We start from the raw sequence: 20,338 nt of genomic DNA, 5'->3' as shown, positions 1-20,338 counted from the left end.
GTTATAAAACCGTCTCTTAATTCTGTTAATTATAACTTAGAAGTTCCAACTTACAAATCCATCTTTATATACGTTGTAAATATAATCGGCTTCTACAAGAAGAATAAATACTAAATAGATGACCAAGAATATTGGTGTCCATACTATAGCTCTTCTTAATGAAGACTTTTCATCACGTAAGTGCATAAAGTCCCAAGCAATATAATACGCTTTTACTAAGGTCAATATAATGAAGATCCAGTTGATTAGTTTCATACCCAATACATAAGTATCAGTTAACGAAACTGGCTTAATAATACCCAATACTACTTCAACCGCAGTTATTAGAGTTAAAAAAGCTAATACTCCCCAGATTTTCTGTGTGTTAGATTTGAACTTTACAAGTCCTCTAAAAATTTCTAATTTATGTCCGTCTGCCATTTTGCTTTAATCTAAAATTCTATTTTCAGTAATGCTGTTTGTTCTTAAAAGGATTATACTAAGTAGAAGAAGGTAAATACAAATACCCAAACTAAATCTACAAAGTGCCAATACAAACCAACTTTCTCTACCATTTCGTAATGCCCTCTTCTCTCATAAGTACCTATAACAACATTAAAGAAAATGATAATATTAATTACTACACCCGAGAATACGTGGAAACCGTGAAAACCTGTGATAAAGAAGAAGAAATCAGCAAAAAGTCTACTTCCATATTCATTATGAATCAAGTTAGCACCTTCTACAACTTGAGTTGCTTCTGCCAATTTTGCCAATGAGGCTTTTCTATCTAAAAGTGTTTTCTCACCTTCTTCGTTGATTACTTCTGTTCTAATTAAAATATTAGAATCAGCTTTAAAACCTTCAACAACCTCTTCTAGAGAAACACTAGTTAAAGTTGGTTCTTGGTAAAACCAAAGACCATTCTTTCTCTCGTGTATAATTCTATCATCTGGTATAGAAGCAGCGAAATCAGCTAAAGAAGCTCTTTCACCGGTATCAGCTTTTACGAATTGTAATATTCTACCACCTTTAGTTTCTAATGCTCCATGGTCACCTTTTATAAAAGTACCCCACTCCCAAGCTTGAGAACCAACGAATATTATACCGCCGATAACTGTAGCGAACATATACCAGGTAACTGCATTCTTTTTCATTTTATGTCCAGCATCAACTGCTAAAACCATAGTTACAGATGACATAATCAATATAAAGGTCATAAGTGCAACATAGATCATGGGGTAATTACCATGAAAGAAAGGAACGTGTGTAAACACTTCGTCCGCTATTGGCCATGTTTCAATAAATTTAAATCTTGAAAAGCCGTATGCTGCTAAAAATCCAGAGAAAGTTAACGCATCCGATACAAGGAAAAACCACATCATTAATTTGCCGTAGCTTGCTCCTAAAGGCTGATTGCCGCCATCCCATATGCTTGTTTCCGTTCCCGTAGTCACCGTAGAATTCATATACTAATTATCGTTTTAATAAAACTTTAGCAAATTTACATTTTTTTGAACTATTTAAAAACGCAATTTGACCCAAAACTAACTTTGATTCACTTTTTATTTCACAAAGAACATAAATAACACCAAATAGACCCATAATAAATCTAAAAAATGCCAAAATGTTGCCCCTAAGGTAACACCTAAATAGTTCTCTTTACTATATTTTCCTCTGTTTTGATTGTATAGTACTACCAACAAAGAAATCATACCCGCCACAACGTGTACCACATGCACCATTGCAATCAGAAAAATATAAGACACTTTTATACTACTTGTCGGTCCTGTAAAATAGTACCCTTCGGCAACCATTTGCGAAAAACCTGAGAACTGCAGAAAAATAAAAAGCACTCCTAAACCTAACGTAAGCAATAGCCATTTAGTACCAGTTGCATTTTCTCCACTTTTAATTGCGTTTTTAGCCAACATATAACTAATACTACTTATAATGATAATGATAGTGCTATACAGAAAAGCATTTGGCAAATCAATATCACTTGTCCAATCTTCTCTTGAGCTACTTACAATATAAGCACTTGTCCAACCTGCAAAACCCATTAGTAAGCTGATAATACCAAACCAAAGCATCATCTTTTTTGCTCTAGCTTTTTTCTCCTGCTCCGTACCTTGTGTTAAATCCATAATTAAGCTAAAAATTTATCTATTACGTAAACTATTTGCATCAGCGTTATGTAACTGACACTTGCCAACATTAATTTTCTTGCAGAAACATTATCTCTTTTTCTATATAGCTGAAAAGCGAAAGCAAGCATACCTGCACCCATCAAAAAGATAATTACTGCCGCAACAACTGATAATTGTAATCTTCCTGTTAAACCAAAAACCGGAATTATTGAAACTGCCATCATCCAAATAGTATACATTATTATTTGCAGAATAGTTGCTGCATCTTTCTTCCCTGTCGGTAACATTTTAAATCCACCAGCTTTATAGTCATCATCCAACATCCAACCCAATGCCCAGAAATGAGGGAATTGCCAGAAAAACTGAATCATAAATAAAGTACCAGGCTCTATACCAAAATCATCAGTGGCAGCTACCCAACCCAACATAAACGGTATTGCTCCTGGTATTGCCCCAACAAATACCGCAAGCGGCGTTATTGTTTTTAAGGGAGTATATACACTAGTGTATAGAAATATAGAAATAGCCCCAAACATGGCTGTTTTAGGGTTTAAAAGATATAAAGACAAAATACCGAACAATGTTAAAACAACTGCAACGATCATTGCTGTATTTACCGTCATACGACCCGCTGGTATAGGTCTATTCTTAGTACGCTTCATAAGTGCGTCTAAATCTTTTTCAATAACCTGATTGTATGCATTACTCGCACCTACCATACAGTACCCGCCAAATGCTAATAGCAAAACTTGAAACCATTGAATTTCGTAAGCACCTAAAAAATAACCAGCTATGGAAGAAAAAACGACACTAATAGCTAATCTTGCTTTGGTAATCTCCTTAAAATCAGCAAAAATCAATGCGAATGCACCTCCCTTTTCCGAACCAACAGCCGTTTTCATACTCTTTTAAATAGATCTGCAAAGATAACCCCCAAGTCATATTTCTGCAACCTAAAAGCTTTATTTCTAGTATTATTGACTCCGTTAAAATCTAAACTTCAAAAACAACTATCGAAAGGTTTATAAAAGAGCGATACACCTTATAGCTTTTACCATTCAACATCTATCTTCGACTCTTGCATTATGTTAGCAGAAAGGCATAGAAAAAGTTTAAAGCAAAAAAAATCCCGAGCGAATTGCTCGGGATTTTTATATCGTTTAAAACAGTAAATAAATACTATTGTAATTTAAAGTTAATTGGAATACTAAAAGGAACACGTACCGCTCTACCTCTTTGCTTACCAGGAGTCATTTTCGGTAATTTACTGATAATTCTCGCAGCTTCTTTTTCTAAGTTTTTATCTGGCCCACGCATTCTAACGTTACCGATACTACCATCTTTCTGAATTACGAACATTACACTTACTCTACCCTGAACACCCATTTCTTGGGCAATTTCTGGGTAACGGAAGTTTTTACCAATGTGCTTTTGAATCATTTTGTTAAAACAAGCTCTTTTATCGCTCTCGTTCTCACAACCTGGAAAAACAGGTACATCTTCAATAACAGCAAAAGGTACATCTACATCTTCTTCGATTTCATCAACAACTACATCGTCAACCTCAACGATTTCTTCTTCTTGACTAGTTTCAGTAGACTCAATTACAGTTTCTTCAACCTCTTCCTCATCTTCTACAACCTCAATAATTTCAGGTGCAGCTGGCGGCGGTGGAGGCGGTGGAGTTTTAATCTGTTCTGTCATTGGAACCTCTTCATCTAAAAGATCATCCACATTCATAGAAATATCATAATCATTTACTTCATCATACGTTTTCCATTCAAATGCTACAAAAGTAAATAGCATTACTACGAACAAACCGATAACGAAATAAAGACTGCTGTTCTTTGTTAAATCCGCCTTTGGATTCTTTTTAGGTTCCATATATATTCAATTTAGTGATTGCTAATTTAACTAATTAATCCATAAAAATGCAACTAAAATTTTCATTTTAACGAAGGTACCCGGAAAAATAAAAATCTTACAGCCAACATTCCTACAATCGCTCCAGTAGAATTTGCAAGGGCATCTAGTAGATCCCCGTGTCTATCAGCGGTAGCTACATGTTGTAATACTTCAATAATTATGCCGTATAGCACAGCGAATAAAACAATGTACCACAATAACTTAGAGTTGCCGATACCCTGTTCTCTACTTTTAGGTATCGCCAAATAACCCAGCACTACCATTACACCATAGAACGTAAAATGAACGGCCTTATCCATATGCGGAATATTGAACCTTGAGGTACCAATTCCTGAAAAAGAAAATAAGCTGGAAAATGTTACAAACATCATCCAGCTTATGAAAAGTACTTTATAAATAGTGTTTTTAACCACCTATAATCTCTTTATATGCAGCATCGCTTAACAAATCTTCTAATTCGCTAGCATCGCTAAATTTAATTTTCACCATCCAACCTTCACCATAAGGATCAGAATTTACTTTTTCTGGCTCGTCTTCTAGTGCTTCGTTGAATTCAACAATTTCACCAGACAAAGGAGAGAATAAATCTGAAACAGTTTTCACTGCTTCTACTGTACCAAAAATAGCTTCTCGATCCAACGTTTCATCTAGCGTATCTACTTCTACATAAACAATATCACCTAATTCACCTTGTGCAAAATCTGTAATACCTACAGTGGCAACATCACCTTCTATTTTAACCCACTCGTGATCTTTTGTATATTTTAATTCAGCTGGTATATTCATTATAATCGTTTATTAATTTTTTACTTCGGCAAATGTAAAGTTTTCAACTTAGGTTATCAAAATAATTACAAATGTTATGATCTGATCAAAAGCGAAGCTAATTATTAAGCCTATCCCCTATTAAACAGCCCTATTAGTTTCCGAAATTGTAACGAATTGTAAATCCGGTATTAATAGTTGTTTGTGGAAAAGCGGTCGAGACTGCAAATTGAGAGAACGAATGATCATAAAAGAACAATGCATTTAAGTTTTTACTTAAGGCGTAATCAGCCGTAAACTTTAACGACATTAGATTCTGACCAGAAGTAATTTGATTGTTATTAATGTCTAAATTTCTGATAATAGTAATATTATCTCGCAAGGTTACATCGGCTTTTAAGTTTAAATCACCCTTTAACCTTGTTTTGTTACCACCTATATTAGTTACAAATTTTACATCTTTAAAACGGTACCCTAAACCAACCGTATATTCTTTACCATTGATTTCAGTCATTAAATCATTATCGAAACTTAATGATAACGCTCTATCTGTTCTAACTTCTGCCAATACACTAACAGAATTTTTCATTTCGAAATCTACACGAACCAAGGGATTGAACTGATCTGTAAGCACCACATTGTTTAAAATTAAATCTGGCAGTATATCAAGGTTCTCTGCATTTATAGCATCTTGGCCATCGCTAATTAACTGTACCTTTTCTAAGTTTGTTTGGTACGAGTTTATACTATATGATGCACGATACCCATGACTTAAGGAAAAACGTTTGAATTTCTTTTTAAACCACTTACTCTTCATTAGACCGGTATACTTAATACTCCAGTTTGGTATTGGAATATCTCTAAACGTATCTAAATTTACACGTTCAGCATCTTGCCCTGTATATGCAGCAAAGAAAGCAGGTAACAACACCTCTTGTTGTGTTTTACCATATAATTGTGGAAAACCATCTTCATCTAAATCACCTACAGGTTGTGATCGATCAGAAATCAACCTATTTGCTATCGTAATTCGATTATCCTTAAACTCTTGAAAAGTACTTGAATCAAATTCATCGCTCTTACCAAAAGCAGTACCGATCATCATAGTAGAAATACTAAAACTACCATAGTTGTTCCCCAACTGAAGGTTATACTCTTGATCAACTACATTAAAATTCTCTTGATAACTGTCAGAATATTGCCTGTCTGCAACTAAATCAATAGTAATATCTTTTGTTGGTTGGGCAGTTGCGGTAATATTCAACTGTTTATTTGTTCTTTGGATGAACTGCTCGTTAAATTCTTGAAAACCAGTAAGCCAACCGTTTCTTGCTGCTTCGTAACGAACATCTGCCTGACTACCGAACAAGAAACCAACCGTAGGTTTCGTAGTACCAATGAATCCGACAGATTGCGTGTACCCAGGAAGCACCGTACCATTATTCTCACTATAGTTCAAGTTCACTCGTTTCACCATAGTAACGATATCGACTACGGTATTGAATAAATCGCTGGTCTTACCTTTGATTTTTTCTTGGTCTTCTGATAATGCACCCGATTTATCTCTACGTATTGGTCCTGAAGTAGAAGCCTTAGGAGCATCGCGCTTTTTAAGTCCGATTAAATCATAGAACTTTTGCATGGTCAAAGACGATGTTATCGTATGCGTATTTGCGTTCTGTACGGTATTAATATATTCACCGGCAACTTCAAACAATGCATCACCACCTCTTTGCCAATCAAAATTACTGGTATACGAGTATTGTGTACTAATAAAGTCTAACGCAGGTATCTTAGAAAAAGGCACCTCATAATTCAACTGCATTTCTTGAGAATGCCTATTTGGCTCACCAACATCAAAGAAGCCGTCCCACATACCTAGTTCATTTCTTATTCTATCTACAGATTCTAAAGGCTCATCTTCGTTTAAATAATTTCTAACAATGTTATTATTCGAACCAGTAAGATTCAATCTCAACGATTTCGTCAAATTGTAGTTGATCGCATATTGCCAATTGAATAAATAATTACGTTGTTGCAACTCTGGCAATTCAATTCTATCTTCACCATCTGTATACACATCTCTAAAACGCTGTGCATTAAACTGTCTGTTTATATTAGAAGTTACACCAATATTAGATGGCAATAAATTCAAGTTCAAGTCTTTTAACCATTGCCAGTACTTACCTGTAAAAAGAGAATCTTTTTTAGCAAACGGAGCAACTTCAACCGGTTCAAAACTGTGATTATAAACAAATCCGGTATTCACATTTTGTTCCTTTAACTCGGCAATTTCAAAATCTCTATGATCAGTTTCGTTGTAGCTATAATTAAATGTAAAGTTTTCGACATCGTAGAAATTAGCATCAGCTTCTTTACCTCGATCTTTACGAACCCCAATTAAGTTGATGCTAGTTCGTTTAGTATAATCTTCGGCCTGCTCCAAAACATCATCTTTACCCTCTTGGGTAGCTTCTGCCGCAATTCTGTCCTCTAATTTTAAATCATCATACACAGGATCAAACTCCGGAGTAATCATTTGTTCCGATATACCATAATTGAACGGCAACTGAATTCCCCATTTCTTAGGAAGCAACTGCCCCACATTAACATTGGTAACAACATCATACGAAACAGCATCTTCACGGGCACGTTCATTTGGCATTTGATCTATAGAACCAAAACCAGAAGTACTTTTACTACCTGTAGCACTAAAATTGGCAAAATCTGCAATATTACCATCAACAGCCGCAATTGCAGCCCAACCACCATTATTATCCAATCCTGCAAGACGAAGTTCATTGAACCACACCTCACCTCTTGCCGGTAAAATATCTTGATTTTTTACACCCACCATCATAGTACGAATACTACCTAAAGACGGATTACCTTTAATACCAATACGAACTCTACCAGGCGTACGAACATCAAACTCACCAACAGGAATAACTTCATCATTTTCAATTTCAAAGAAGCGAACATCACTTAGATCACCATCGGCAATCCATTGTGATTTTACTTTCGTTAAATCACTAAGCAAAATATTCAGTTCATTATTCTCTGGCCAAACCTCATCATCTGCAACAGCAGAAAAAGGCGTAAATTCTAACGGTAATTCTATCTGATAATAGTTTTGGGTAAAATCTGTACCCATACGCAAGAACCCAACTAATGGTGTAGAGGTATCTGCATAATCACTATCTATAATTTTTTCAGCATGTATGAACATTTTTAGTTTCTCATATTGACGAATATCAACATTCAAATTTTTAAATACTCCACGCGAATCTTCAGACTCTAGATTAGACACTGTTAACGAAAGAGATTGCTCATTCTGTCGAATAATGGTATTGTTATTATTTAATTGCTCTCTAATAACACCTGGGGGCAATACGTAAGGTATCGGCGTTCTGCTACTATTCTCTTCAATATTTACCGTATTTACATCTAACGTAGTACCATCATCAGACGGATCGCTATCTATATTTTTATCTTGTAAAGTACTTGTATACGTACGCCAGTCTCCCCTAACTAAATCTAAAGTAGCAAAACGTAATATAGTGGGGCTATTAAAACCTGTCATATACATACGCATAAAACTAATAGACCTAAAATCTGTAATACCACCAACTGCATCACTAAAATCACTTAATGGAATTTTATACTGAATCCAACGGTAGTTTACATCATCACCATTAGGTATTCTTACATCTCCGCTTGCTGTACCTTCAATAATATCGGTTACATACTCGTCATTAATAGTAGTATTTGGCTTAATAGCAATACGGTACTCATAATAACTATTAACCGTATTCATGGTTAAATCCCTATCAACATCTTCTACATCTGGTAATGTTGTAGAACCCCTATCCGTATTGGTTACCGTAACCGGTGAGTTACCTTGAGGGTTATTAAAATCTAAATATCTCTCTAGAATACTACCTTCTCTATTTAAGTAATAACCATAGTTATCTAAAGCAGGATCATCGCCACTATTATTGTTATACACATCAGCTTCACGAACATCATCTAAACCATCAAAACCAATATCTTGTAAACCTCTATTATTTTCATCGGCATCAAAAGCATACACTAATGATTGCGTTGCAGGAACTTCACCCCACGTAGTTGGCGAAACAAAATCATTGCTATTTACACCTGGTAATCCGTTTTCGTATTGTTTTTTACCATCGCGTAAAATATCTTCAGAAATATTACCAAGGTTAAGCACCAATTCACCAGCTCCATTTGCAATACCATCAACATAAGGATCCATTACCCAAAACTGAACGAATTCAACATTACTCTGCTCAAAATCTGTACTACTTAATGAACGCATCATACCACCCCACTTTTCAGTTGGAGCTTCAGTTTCAAAATCTGGATTGTTGTTATACGGACCTTTAGTAGCTGGATAATACACCATATCTAAAGTAGATTGAACTTGAGTTTGACCTTGAGCTACATCTGTCTCAGGAAAAACTTCATCGATATACACCCTACGAGTTGCGTTAGTAGAAATATCATCATCACTAATTTCTGCAGGTCTTTGTGTGGTAAAGAATATTGGATCAATAGTATACCAAGATAACTTAGCTCGACCATAACCGTTTAATAAGTTATTTAAATCTTCGGGAGAACTACCAAATGGTTGGTCGCCATTACCAAATTCTAAAGGCATACTTGCAAGAGACCACCCAAGAGAAGCCCTAATATCTATTAATGCTTGCGCCCCTTCAAAATCATCTAAGTAGGTTGTTGTCTCACCCTCAAAATCAGCATTCTTTGGCGAACTCGGTATCAAAGCCGCCATTTCTGCCCTAATGGATATATTAGAAGGCACATCAGTATCGATGTTAGGCAACTTATTTACCATACGGGTCAAGAAAGGAACTTCTGTAGAGAAGTTAGTATTTAATCCGAATATTGTATTGTTTACAGATTCTACCCCGTACGTTGATTTCTGAGTTAATGGTCTTTCGTTCAAGTTTAACAACGTACCACCTAAAACAAATTTTTCATTAAATTGATGTTCAACATTTACACCTGTAAAACGACGTGTTTGTTGTCCGAATACCGCATTATTCTCTACCGATATATTGATAGGTACATTAGAAGCTTCTAAACTAGGATCTAAAATTTGCACCGTACCCGATTGATAGTTTACCGTATAATCGATACCCTCTTGTAAAGTTCTACCATTTGCAGTAACCGTAACAGAACCTTGGGGCACGTTAAATGCTCCAATAGAAATACCATTACTACCTTCTGATTTGTACGAACCTTTTAATAAGAATTTATTTTTTTCAGGATCTTGTAGTGCCGCTGTTTTTGTCAAAGAGTACATATCTCTAAAAACATACTGCTCTTGATTGGCATTATAGCCAGAAGTAACATCGTACTGACCACTGTTACCATTCTGTAACTTTTCATATAAATACTCGCCAAATGGTTCTACTTTGGTAAATATGATGCGACCATTCTGTACATCTATAGTTTGTCCGCTTATAAAATCGAAGAAACCATCACCACCGGGTTGAATATCATTATAGACATTTAATCTATCTAGGTTAAAGACATTTAAAAGAATCGTTTCTTCTAAACCTTCAGGCCAACCAGAACCGGGACCTTCTTCAATAGGAGTTATATAGTTTCTTGAGGTAGGATCAGAATACAAAATATTCATCTTAAAATCTTCTTCACTCAAACTATAGGCACCAGTTGCATAAATGTTCTTCATCATCAAATCCCAAATAGGATCAGTGATATTGGTAATATTACTTTTAAGAAGTTTAAGAATTAAGGTGTTATTCTCGATAACTGTGTTTGCAGTCTGCGTAACTGTTGTAGCTTCTATACCTCCGTTAGCAAATTCACCAACTTGGTACACCTGACCTTGAAATGTATATTGATAAGCAACACCCAATACTTCGTCATTACTTAAACGTTGGTTTAATGAAATATAACCTAACTGTGTATTAAAATCAAAATCTCTACCTTGTTCTAACTTTCTAGCATTTTCTAAATATGCATAATCAAAACCTTGATTAGGATTATATCCTCCAGAAAAACTACCAGCATTGAAACCGCTTTCTACTGTTGCGATTTCTCTAATATTATCATTTAATGCACCGTTATTGGTAAGTATTAAAGCCGGATCATAATCATTGGCATTGTTTCTAGGTCTTAAATCGGCAGGACTATTAAAGAATCCGCCACCACTACCGTTATTTTGACCAACTCTAGTCTTCGTAATATCTGATTCACCTAAATCTTGAATTGCCACAACATTACGAACATTTAATGTTTGTTGTGTTCTATTCGTTATCCAAACTTCTATACGGGTAATCTGTACCTGACTTTTTATATATGGATAAGAAGAAAGTGCTTCATCGTAATTATCTCTAAAATACTGCGCCAAGAAGAAGTGTCTATTTTCATCGTAGTCTAATGCCGTTAATGTAAAGTCATTTAAAGTACCGCCACCTTGCGCTACTACGGTATTATTTTGCGAGCGTTGCTCAGAAAAAACAGCCGTTACAGAAGTTTTACCAAACTGCAATTTCGTTTTTACACCAAATAAACTCTGTGCGCCAGAAATAAGCGAACTATTTAGAGGCATATTTACATTACCCACCTCAATAGATTGAATAATATCATCTTCAGTCGGTGTATAATCTAATTTTACAATATTCTGAAAATCGAAAGTGGCTTCGGTATCATAGTTTGCAGTTACTTGTAGCCGCTCACCTATTTGACCTAACATACTAAGACTAATACGTTGATCAAAATCGAAAGAAAGATTCGTTCTGTTTCTTGGTGATAAAGAAGGATTATCATTTTTCTGCCAGATAACACCTAAATCCATCGCAACAGATCCTTGTGGAATTATCTCGATGGTATTACCACCAAAAATGGTAGAAAAGAAATCATTATTCACATAGAAATTAGGTAGTAAGTTTTTACGAGCCTCTTCACTACCTTCTTTTTTACCTGAATATGCATCAGATTTTTCTTTGAAATATGATTTAATTCCTTCTTCTCTGATTAATTTAAAATATTGATCTGGTGTTAGAATTATTGGGTAACCGATATTAAAATCGCCCACACTCTCATTATAAATATAACGATCAAGTTCGGGATCATATATGTACTTCGATACAATACTTTTAGGATTCTCAATTAGAATTCTACCAAGATCAAATCCTGTTTTTACCGAATCAATTTCCTGTTCTTCTGTTTCTTGAGCCACAACAGTTGTTATGGAACCCAAAAACATAAAGAATACAAAGATGTACTTAAAAGAAATTTTAAGAAATTTAGTTACCCCGTTTTTCAAACTTATTACAAATTTTTGAGCGCGAGTTTAATTATATTCTCGACACTTAGCGAAGCATCTTGGTTAAGCACTTTATCGACAACCCTCTCTGATTGTTTACGTGCGAAGCCTAGAACTTCTAAAGCAGATAACGCTTCATCTTTATTTGTATTGTTTGTACTTAGTGAAAGTTCGTCTATATCGTAAACTTTTAAGACCTTATCTCTAAGATCCAAAATTACACGCTGTGCAGTTTTCGCCCCTATACCTTTTACGGCTTGTATTGATGCAACATCTCCGTTAGCAATAGCATCTCTAATCTGCGAAGGAGACATAGAAGAAAGCATGGTTCTGGCTATACTTGATCCAATACCTGAAACAGACAATAATAAGCGAAATATTTCACGCTCAGATTTTTCAACAAACCCGAACAGCGTATGGGAATCTTCTTTAACCTGAAGGTGCGTAAAAACAGAGACATTTTCTTGCTCTGGCAGCTTAGAAAAAGTATTCAAAGAAATATTTACAAAATAGCCAACACCACCACATTCGATAATAACATGAGTTGGGTTCTTCTCTACTAGTTTTCCTTTTAAGTGATGTATCATGATTTATTAAAATTAAAAAGGGAAAAAAGTATGTCTACCAATTTCCCTGTTTGAGTTATTATTTAATTGAATATTATTTTGAACCTTTAGCTTTCTTACGTTTTTCACGCTCTTGAGCATCAATTACAGCAACTGCCGCCATGTTTACTATTTCGTCGACACTAGCACCTAATTGCATAATATGCACAGCTTTTCTTAAACCAACCATAATCGGACCGATAGAATCTGCACTGTTCAACTCCTTTAAAAGTTTATACGTAATATTCGCAGATTCTAAATTCGGAAAAATTAAAGTATTTACTTTTCTACCTGCAAGTTTAGAAAATGGGAACTTACTTTCATGAAGTTCTCTGTTCAAAGCAAAATCGGTTTGTATTTCACCGTCAACTACCAAATCAGGCGCAGTTTCATGAAGAATACGAACTGCTTCTCTAACCTTTCTAGCATTCGGATGCGTTGAAGAACCAAAATTTGCATAGCTTAACATTGCTAATACAGGGTCAAATCCAAAATTAGAAGCAACATTAGCCGTCATTTGTGCAATATCTGCAAGCTCCTCAGCATTTGGTTCAATATTAATAGAAGTATCCGCTAAAAATAATGGCCCACGATCAGTAATCATGATATTCACCGTTGCGACTTTTTTAACTCCGCTTGCTCTACCGATAACCTCTAAAATTGGTTTTACTACAGTAGGGTAAGCTCTTGAATAACCAGAAATCATTCCGTCTGCATCACCTTCAAGAACCATCATCGAACCAAAATAATTACGCTCGCGCATTTTTATTTTCGCACTGTAAAAAGTAACTCCGCTACGCTTACGACTTTCCCAATATTTAGTAGCGTAACGAACATGGCGCTCGTCGAACTCTTCTGACATTGGATCTATAATCACTAAATCTGCATCGAACTCCAACTCCTTCTTTAATTCTAGAATAATATCTTTTCTTCCTAAAAGAATAGGAATTGCTATACCTTCTTCATGAACTATTTGTGCCGCTTTTAAAACATCTAAATGATCAGCTTCGGCAAATACTATTTTCTTAGGATTACTACGAGCTCTACCATATAGTAAGCGAACGACTTTATTATCGTTACCAGAACGAAGCATTAGCTCTTCTCTATATTTATCCCAATCTTCTATTGGAGCTTTGGCAACACCACTCTCCATCGCAGCCTTGGCTACAGCTGGTGGTATTTCATATATTAATCTTTGATCAAATGGCTTAGGTATTATATATTCCTTACCAAAAGTTAATCTTGTTTCGCCGTATGCAATATTTACTTGTTCAGGAACCGGTTGCCTTGTTAAATCTGCCAAAGCTTTAACCGCTGCCATTTTCATAGCCTCGTTTATCGCAGTAGCCCTAACATCTAGAGCCCCTCTAAATATAAATGGAAAACCAAGAACATTATTCACCTGATTAGGATGATCCGAACGACCCGTTGCCATTATAATATCTTTTCTGGTAGCAACTGCCAAATCATAAGCAATCTCAGGATCAGGATTTGCCATTGCAAAAACTATAGGGTTATCGGCCATTGAAGTTAACATCGCCGGTGTAACAACGTTTGCTATAGAAAGACCAACGAATACATCGGCATCAACCATAGCTTCTTCAAGTGTGTCTATTTTTCTATCGGTGGCAAATTCCTTTTTGGCAGCTGATAAATTATCGGCATCTTTTCTAATAACACCTTTACTATCAAGCATTACTATATTCTCTGCCTTGGCACCAAATGCCTTATACAATTTAGTACACGAAACAGCAGCAGCACCCGCACCACTAATTACAATGCGCACATCTTCCATTTTCTTATTAGAAATCTCTAATGCATTTAATAAAGCTGCGGCAGAAATTATCGCGGTACCATGTTGATCATCGTGCATTACAGGAATATCTAATTCCTCTTTCAATCTACGTTCTATCTCAAATGCTTCGGGGGCTTTAATATCCTCAAGATTAATTCCTCCAAAAGTTGGGGCAATCATCTTTACGGTTTCAATAAACCTATCTACATCTTCGGTGTCCACTTCAATATCAATACCATCGATATCGGCGAAAATCTTAAAGAGAAGACCTTTTCCTTCCATTACAGGTTTAGATGCCTCAGGACCTATATTACCTAATCCTAAAACAGCGGTACCATTAGAAATAATGGCAACCAAATTACCTTTAGAGGTGTATTTATATACGTTTTCTTTATCCTTAGCAATTTCCAAACATGGCTCTGCCACACCGGGCGAGTAGGCCAAAGCAAGATCACGTTGTGTACTATATGGTTTGGTAGGTACTATTTTTATCTTACCAGGCTGTGGTTTTGCATGATAAATAAGTGCTTCTCTTCTTAGCTTTTCATTGCTCATACTCTTCTATTTAAAAAAACAAATTTAAAGGTAATCTTTAAAGAAGCATGAAAAGAAACTAGTTTTATCTAAACAAAATAACCTATTTCTCAAGGCATTCTAAATCTTCAGATAATTACAATTCTATAGCTTCTTTTTTATTTTCAACATTCAATCGCATTGCAAAAAAAGCAGCAAGTAAAAAGAAAGCTCCCGCAAACAGCATTGCATTAATAGCATTACCACCTAACAAATACTTATAGATCGGTCCGAATGTCACCGTCTCAATTCCCATAGGAATAACAATCATCATATTTAAGATACCCATATATACACCCCGTCGTTCTTGCGGTACTACTTTTGAAACCATTGTATAAGGTATACCCATCATTGCCGCCCAGCCAATACCGAAAAGTACCATCGGAACCAATACTAACATTGGGTCTTGTATAAACGGAATAGAGAACAAGGCTATTGCTGTACCTACTAAACTCAAAGCATACACTTTCTTACCACCGTATTTCAAGGTTAAGGGAACCAATGCCAATGCAACCAACATGGTAACAATATTATAGGTTAAACTCATTTGTGCCGATTGTGATGCTGCTTCACCAGTAGAATAGCCCATGGTTAACTTAAACAATGGGGTTGTATATTGCCAATATATAAATAGGGCGTACCATTGAAATAGATAGACAGCGCCAAGCTTCCACATGAATTTTGGCATTTTTTTGATTGACTCGGAAATTTCTTGAAAAGGTAATGCGATTCTTTCAGCAATAGATTTTCCCTTTGCCTCATTTATTTCAGCTAATTCATCATCAGTTGGCGGAATCTCAGGTGTTTTTAAAACAGACCATAATATTGTCGTAATAGACAAAATAGCACCGATATAAAAAGAATAATATAACCACGTAGGTATAGTTCCTGCCGCTTCAACAGAATCACCTCCAAATAAATACTGAAATAATACGATTGAGCCATTTGCCAATAGAATACCTGCGCCGACAAATAAACTTTGCATCTGGTAACCTAGACTTAATTGTTTTTCGGGTAATTTATCGCCTACGAATGCGCGATATGGCTCCATAGCCATATTATTACCAACATCTAAAATCCACAATAAACCTACTGCAAACCAAAGCACAGGACTAGTTGGAAAAGCGAACAAACATAAACTACCTAAAATTGCCCCAATTAAAAAGTAAGGTTTACGACGTCCCCAACGTTCTGACCAAGTTTTATCTGACATCGCTCCGATTATTGGCTGAATAACCAGACCAGTAACTGGTCCGGCAATATTCAAAATAGGTAACATATCTTCAGGTGCACCAAGGTATAAAAAGATAGGATTTATGGCTGTTTGTTGCAATCCAAAACTGTACTGAATTCCTAAAAAACCAACATTCATATTGAATATTTGCCAAAAACTTAAACTTGGTTTACCAATTTTCATAATATCTTAATATTTACTACCAGAACAATATAGCATATAAAATAATTTAGAGCATTATAAGTCAGTGAGAATTTGCAATTATAAGAAACTATAACGTTATAGCAAACTACCTAATACAAACTCAAAACAACGAGTCAACGGTATCGAGGTTAGAATAAGTAATTTTTAAGTCTACAGATTTTAAGTCTAAATAGAATTCTGACCAATGAATATTGTTCTCCCATCGAATATTTAATCCACTGTTCGATGATTCTTTTAAAATAAATTCACCACCAAAAGAGCTATGTGTATTTCTAAAAACGAGTAATTTTTTGAACTTTGCAAAAAATGGAGTTTGAACATAATCATTAATCTCTTTTTGAGAATAATAATGTCTATTGATATCTCTACCTACATTCGTTTTTGCCAATAAATCCATATCATTTTCACCGGCAAAAAGACCTACGTAGTAAACTTGAGGAATACCTGGAACAAAAAACTGTATTGCTCTTGCCGCTAAATACGCCCTTTCATCTCTACCTAGAGCTTCAAAATAAGTTGAGTTTACTTGATATAAATCTAGGTTAGACGCTGCCGCACCGGTCGCTTTTCTACTTGTATTGCCGCTATTCTCATGCATACGTTCTACAATAGCATCTAAAGTCGAATCATCTATTAATCCTTTTTCACCATTTTCAGAGGCAACATCAACGATACCAATACCATCATGTGTATCTAAGACAGTAATTGCATTTCTAGGACTTACTTTTAGCCAATTTTTTAAATTCTCTGCACTAGCATTAAAAAGAGTATCGAGAACTAATACGGGTAAGGCAAAATCATATACAAAATCAACTTTCTTGGCAATTTCTATTTGCGTTTTATAGAATGAATGAATCTCAACTAGTACCGAAATGCCCATTTTCTTTGCTTTTTGGGTAAGCTCATCAATAAAAGCAAAGGTTTCTTCAATCATAAAACTACTAGTACCCGCCTTTTTAATAGCATAGCCGGCGGCATCTAAGCGAATCATATTTACGCCAGCCTTTTGAAACTCAATAAGAATATTATCTAAATAGGCACTTCCTTTTTGGGAATAAACGTCTATATCTATTTGATTGGTGGTAAAAGTTGTCCAAATAAGTCGCTCTTCACCATTATTAAATTTCACTCTTGTAAACGGGTATCCAGGTCGTGGTCTATAAATTTCAATTAAATCTTTTTCTGTCGCTCCCGTTGGAAAAACTTTATTAAAAGTCAAAAATAATTCTGCGTATTCAGAATCATCTCCATTTTGTACGAAATCTTGAAATTCAGGCGATTTTACCGACATATGATTTACAATTAAATCTGCCATAACATCTACAGAAGAACTTAACGCCTTAACATCATCCCAGCTACCTAACCTTTCATCTATTTTCTTGTGATCAATTGGATCAAACCCTGCGTCTTCTCCATCAATTGGATAATAAAAAGGAAGCATATGAACGCCACCGAACAAATCTTTAAACTGATTTTTCAATAATAGGTTTAAACCTTTGATATTATTACCACCTAATCTATCAACATAGGTAATTAATTGAACCTTATTCTCCATTTGAAACTCTTCCTTTTAGTTAACAAGTTTAAAATGACCGTTTAAAATTTAAGATTTTTATGGGATCATTTTATCAAAACAAGAATCCAATATAGTGCTTAAAACACTAAAAGGCGAAGGGGATTAAAGATAAAATCAGAGAGGCAAAAACTCAAACGTTAGAGTAGATATAATATATTTCAGTCAGAAGTAATTTAACTAAAAAATCATTTAAATTTCTTTAAAAACTGAAACTATACTTTAAGAAAATCAATATTTCTTGTAAGCCCTTCGAACTTTGTTCGCTTCACCGCAGATTTTTTAAACACTTTTTGAAAGACATCAACTGTTATTTCTTCCCAATCTTTTTTGGTCATGCTGAGCAGATCCGGGTTAGGGTTGAACAGTGGTTCATTATGAGGTTTTGAAAACCGATTCCAAGGGCAGACATCTTGACAAACATCGCAGCCGAACATCCAATCATCAAATGAGTCCTTCATTTCGTTAGGGAGTTCATTTTTTAATTCAATCGTAAAATAAGAAATACATTTACTACCATCAACTACATAAGGATCTACAATTGCCTGAGTTGGGCAGGCATCTATACAAGCAGTACAGGTACCACAATGATCGGTTACGGCATGATCATATTCTAATTCAATATCTACTATTAGCTCTGCTATAAAGTAAAAAGACCCCACTTGTTGCGTGAGTAGATTGCTATTCTTACCTATCCACCCTAAGCCACTTTTTGCTGCCCAAGCTTTATCTAAAACCGGAGCGGAATCTACAAAAGCACGACCATTAACGTCTCCTATTTCCTCGGTGATAAATTCTTGTAACTGTCTTAGTTTTGTTTTGATAATATGATGATAGTCTTGACCATAGGCATATTTCGAAATTTTATAAGAATCTTCTATCTGCGTTTCTTCTGGGTAGTAATTCAATAAAAGTGAAATAACCGATTTAGAACTTTCGACCAATAATCTCGGGTCTAATCTTTTATCGAAATGATTCGCCATATAGCTCATTTCGCCATTCATATTTTTATTGAGCCACTTTTCTAACCTAGGCGCCTCTTCCTCTAAAAAATCTGACTTGGATATACCACATGATAAAAAACCGAGGCGTTTGGCTTCGGTTTTTATACTATTTGTCCATTTAGATTTTATGTCTATACTCAAAACAAGCCAGGTTGAATTCCTCCTTTTATCCTTCCAAGGTGTTTGTAAGCTAATTCGGTTACTTCACGACCACGCGGAGTTCTCATGATAAACCCTTGTTGAATTAAAAATGGCTCGTACACCTCTTCAATAGTTTCTGCACTTTCAGATACTGCCGTTGCCAAAGTGGTAATACCTACTGGTCCACCTTTGAATTTATCAATTATGGTGGTCAGAATTTTATTATCCATTTCATCAAGACCATGGGCATCTACATTCAATGCCTTTAAGCTGAACTTTGAAATTTCCATATCTATAGAACCATTACCTTTTATCTCGGCAAAATCGCGCACACGTCTTAATAATGCATTACAAATTCTCGGTGTTCCCCTACTTCTACCGGCAATTTCTATAGCGGCATCTTGAGAAATAGGTACACGTAAAATTTCGGCACTACGTTCTACAATGGTTGAAAGCAGTTCTGTAGAATAATATTGTAGCCTGCTTTGAATACCAAAACGCGCACGCATTGGTGCGGTCAACAACCCTGATCGTGTGGTTGCACCAATTAAGGTAAACGGATTCAAATTTATTTGAACAGACCTTGCGTTTGGTCCAGATTCTAGCATGATATCAATCTTATAATCTTCCATTGCCGAATATAAATACTCTTCTACAATAGGGCTTAGTCTGTGTATCTCATCAATAAACAATACATCTCGCTCATCTAAGTTGGTAAGTAGTCCGGCTAAATCGCCAGGCTTATCCAAAACTGGTCCTGATGTAATCTTGATCCCCACTCCTAACTCATTAGCAAGAATATTTGCCAAGGTAGTTTTACCTAAACCTGGGGGACCATGAAATAAGGTATGATCTAAAGCCTCGCCTCTTCTATTTGCAGCTTCAACAAATACCTTAAGGTTTTCAAGCACCTGTTCTTGCCCCGTAAAATCGTCAAAATTTATGGGTCTTAATGCTCTTTCAATGTCTAGCTCCTCGTTAGAGAAACCATCTGCAGATGGGTCTAAATACTCGTTCATACACTAACAAAGATAGACAAACACTAGATAA

14 protein-coding genes are annotated in these 20,338 nt (G+C 35.5%); all 14 read right to left on the bottom strand.

Annotated features, from left to right (window positions below):
- Positions 1-36: 36 nt before the first annotated feature.
- The 14 genes from DFQ03_RS04460 to ruvB all read right to left on the bottom strand — a co-directional run bounded on the left by DFQ03_RS04460 (position 37) and on the right by ruvB (position 20,307).
- Positions 37-420: a cytochrome C oxidase subunit IV family protein gene (locus tag DFQ03_RS04460; RefSeq protein WP_133671791.1), complete on the bottom strand. Its 384-nt coding sequence runs from the start codon at positions 418-420 to the stop codon at positions 37-39.
- A 53-nt stretch (positions 421-473) separates the two neighbouring features.
- Positions 474-1,448: a cytochrome c oxidase subunit 3 gene (locus tag DFQ03_RS04455; RefSeq protein ID WP_133671790.1), complete on the bottom strand. Its 975-nt coding sequence runs from the start codon at positions 1,446-1,448 to the stop codon at positions 474-476.
- 96 nt (positions 1,449-1,544) lie between these two features.
- Positions 1,545-2,126, bottom strand: coding sequence for a cytochrome c oxidase subunit 3 (locus DFQ03_RS04450; RefSeq protein WP_133671789.1), 582 nt, complete (start codon positions 2,124-2,126; stop codon positions 1,545-1,547).
- 2 nt (positions 2,127-2,128) lie between these two features.
- A complete protein-coding gene (gene cyoE / locus DFQ03_RS04445; RefSeq protein WP_133671788.1) occupies positions 2,129-3,031 on the bottom strand; it encodes a heme o synthase in 903 nt (300 codons plus the stop codon).
- A gap of 277 nt (positions 3,032-3,308) precedes the next feature.
- A complete protein-coding gene (locus DFQ03_RS04440) occupies positions 3,309-4,013 on the bottom strand; it encodes an energy transducer TonB (RefSeq protein ID WP_073242381.1) in 705 nt (234 codons plus the stop codon).
- Between the two features lie 62 nt (positions 4,014-4,075).
- Positions 4,076-4,423 (bottom strand): VanZ family protein, encoded by a 348-nt coding sequence (locus DFQ03_RS04435; protein ID WP_208295885.1) that lies wholly within the window; start codon positions 4,421-4,423, stop codon positions 4,076-4,078.
- Positions 4,424-4,460: 37 nt separating this feature from the next.
- Positions 4,461-4,841 (bottom strand): glycine cleavage system protein GcvH, encoded by a 381-nt coding sequence (gcvH, locus tag DFQ03_RS04430; protein WP_133671786.1) that lies wholly within the window; start codon positions 4,839-4,841, stop codon positions 4,461-4,463.
- A gap of 133 nt (positions 4,842-4,974) precedes the next feature.
- Entirely contained in the window at positions 4,975-12,159 is a 7,185-nt protein-coding gene (gene sov / locus DFQ03_RS04425; RefSeq protein ID WP_394346253.1) for a T9SS outer membrane translocon Sov/SprA, read from the bottom strand.
- A gap of 5 nt (positions 12,160-12,164) precedes the next feature.
- Positions 12,165-12,746, bottom strand: a complete 582-nt coding sequence (gene ruvA / locus DFQ03_RS04420; RefSeq protein WP_133671785.1) for a Holliday junction branch migration protein RuvA — start codon at positions 12,744-12,746, stop codon at positions 12,165-12,167.
- Between the two features lie 73 nt (positions 12,747-12,819).
- Positions 12,820-15,114 carry an NADP-dependent malic enzyme gene (locus DFQ03_RS04415; RefSeq protein WP_133671784.1) on the bottom strand — a complete coding sequence of 765 codons (2,295 nt, stop codon included), beginning with the start codon at positions 15,112-15,114 and terminating at the stop codon, positions 12,820-12,822.
- A 115-nt stretch (positions 15,115-15,229) separates the two neighbouring features.
- Positions 15,230-16,549: an MFS transporter gene (locus tag DFQ03_RS04410; RefSeq protein ID WP_133671783.1), complete on the bottom strand. Its 1,320-nt coding sequence runs from the start codon at positions 16,547-16,549 to the stop codon at positions 15,230-15,232.
- Between the two features lie 121 nt (positions 16,550-16,670).
- Positions 16,671-18,125, bottom strand: coding sequence for a sucrose phosphorylase (gene gtfA / locus DFQ03_RS04405; RefSeq protein ID WP_133671782.1), 1,455 nt, complete (start codon positions 18,123-18,125; stop codon positions 16,671-16,673).
- 233 nt (positions 18,126-18,358) lie between these two features.
- Positions 18,359-19,282: a tRNA epoxyqueuosine(34) reductase QueG gene (queG, locus tag DFQ03_RS04400; protein WP_133671979.1), complete on the bottom strand. Its 924-nt coding sequence runs from the start codon at positions 19,280-19,282 to the stop codon at positions 18,359-18,361.
- Positions 19,283-19,284: 2 nt separating this feature from the next.
- Complete coding sequence (gene ruvB, locus DFQ03_RS04395) at positions 19,285-20,307, bottom strand: Holliday junction branch migration DNA helicase RuvB (protein ID WP_133671781.1); 1,023 nt, start codon at positions 20,305-20,307, stop codon at positions 19,285-19,287.
- Between the last annotated feature and the right edge of the window lie 31 nt (positions 20,308-20,338).

The organism is Maribacter caenipelagi (genome assembly GCF_004364175.1).
GTDB lineage: Bacteria > Bacteroidota > Bacteroidia > Flavobacteriales > Flavobacteriaceae > Maribacter > Maribacter caenipelagi.
This window is presented reverse-complemented; position numbering and strand designations above follow the sequence as displayed.

Coding starts and splice junctions, on each gene's coding strand:
- gcvH (WP_133671786.1), bottom strand. CDS start 4,841: ATGAATATACCAGCTGAATTAAAATATACAAAAGATCACGAGTGGGTT.
- DFQ03_RS04440 (WP_073242381.1), bottom strand. CDS start 4,013: ATGGAACCTAAAAAGAATCCAAAGGCGGATTTAACAAAGAACAGCAGT.
- ruvA (WP_133671785.1), bottom strand. CDS start 12,746: ATGATACATCACTTAAAAGGAAAACTAGTAGAGAAGAACCCAACTCAT.
- DFQ03_RS04450 (WP_133671789.1), bottom strand. CDS start 2,126: ATGGATTTAACACAAGGTACGGAGCAGGAGAAAAAAGCTAGAGCAAAA.
- DFQ03_RS04460 (WP_133671791.1), bottom strand. CDS start 420: ATGGCAGACGGACATAAATTAGAAATTTTTAGAGGACTTGTAAAGTTC.
- DFQ03_RS04435 (WP_208295885.1), bottom strand. CDS start 4,423: ATGTTTGTAACATTTTCCAGCTTATTTTCTTTTTCAGGAATTGGTACC.
- ruvB (WP_133671781.1), bottom strand. CDS start 20,307: ATGAACGAGTATTTAGACCCATCTGCAGATGGTTTCTCTAACGAGGAG.
- DFQ03_RS04410 (WP_133671783.1), bottom strand. CDS start 16,549: ATGAAAATTGGTAAACCAAGTTTAAGTTTTTGGCAAATATTCAATATG.
- DFQ03_RS04415 (WP_133671784.1), bottom strand. CDS start 15,114: ATGAGCAATGAAAAGCTAAGAAGAGAAGCACTTATTTATCATGCAAAA.
- DFQ03_RS04455 (WP_133671790.1), bottom strand. CDS start 1,448: ATGAATTCTACGGTGACTACGGGAACGGAAACAAGCATATGGGATGGC.
- gtfA (WP_133671782.1), bottom strand. CDS start 18,125: ATGGAGAATAAGGTTCAATTAATTACCTATGTTGATAGATTAGGTGGT.
- cyoE (WP_133671788.1), bottom strand. CDS start 3,031: ATGAAAACGGCTGTTGGTTCGGAAAAGGGAGGTGCATTCGCATTGATT.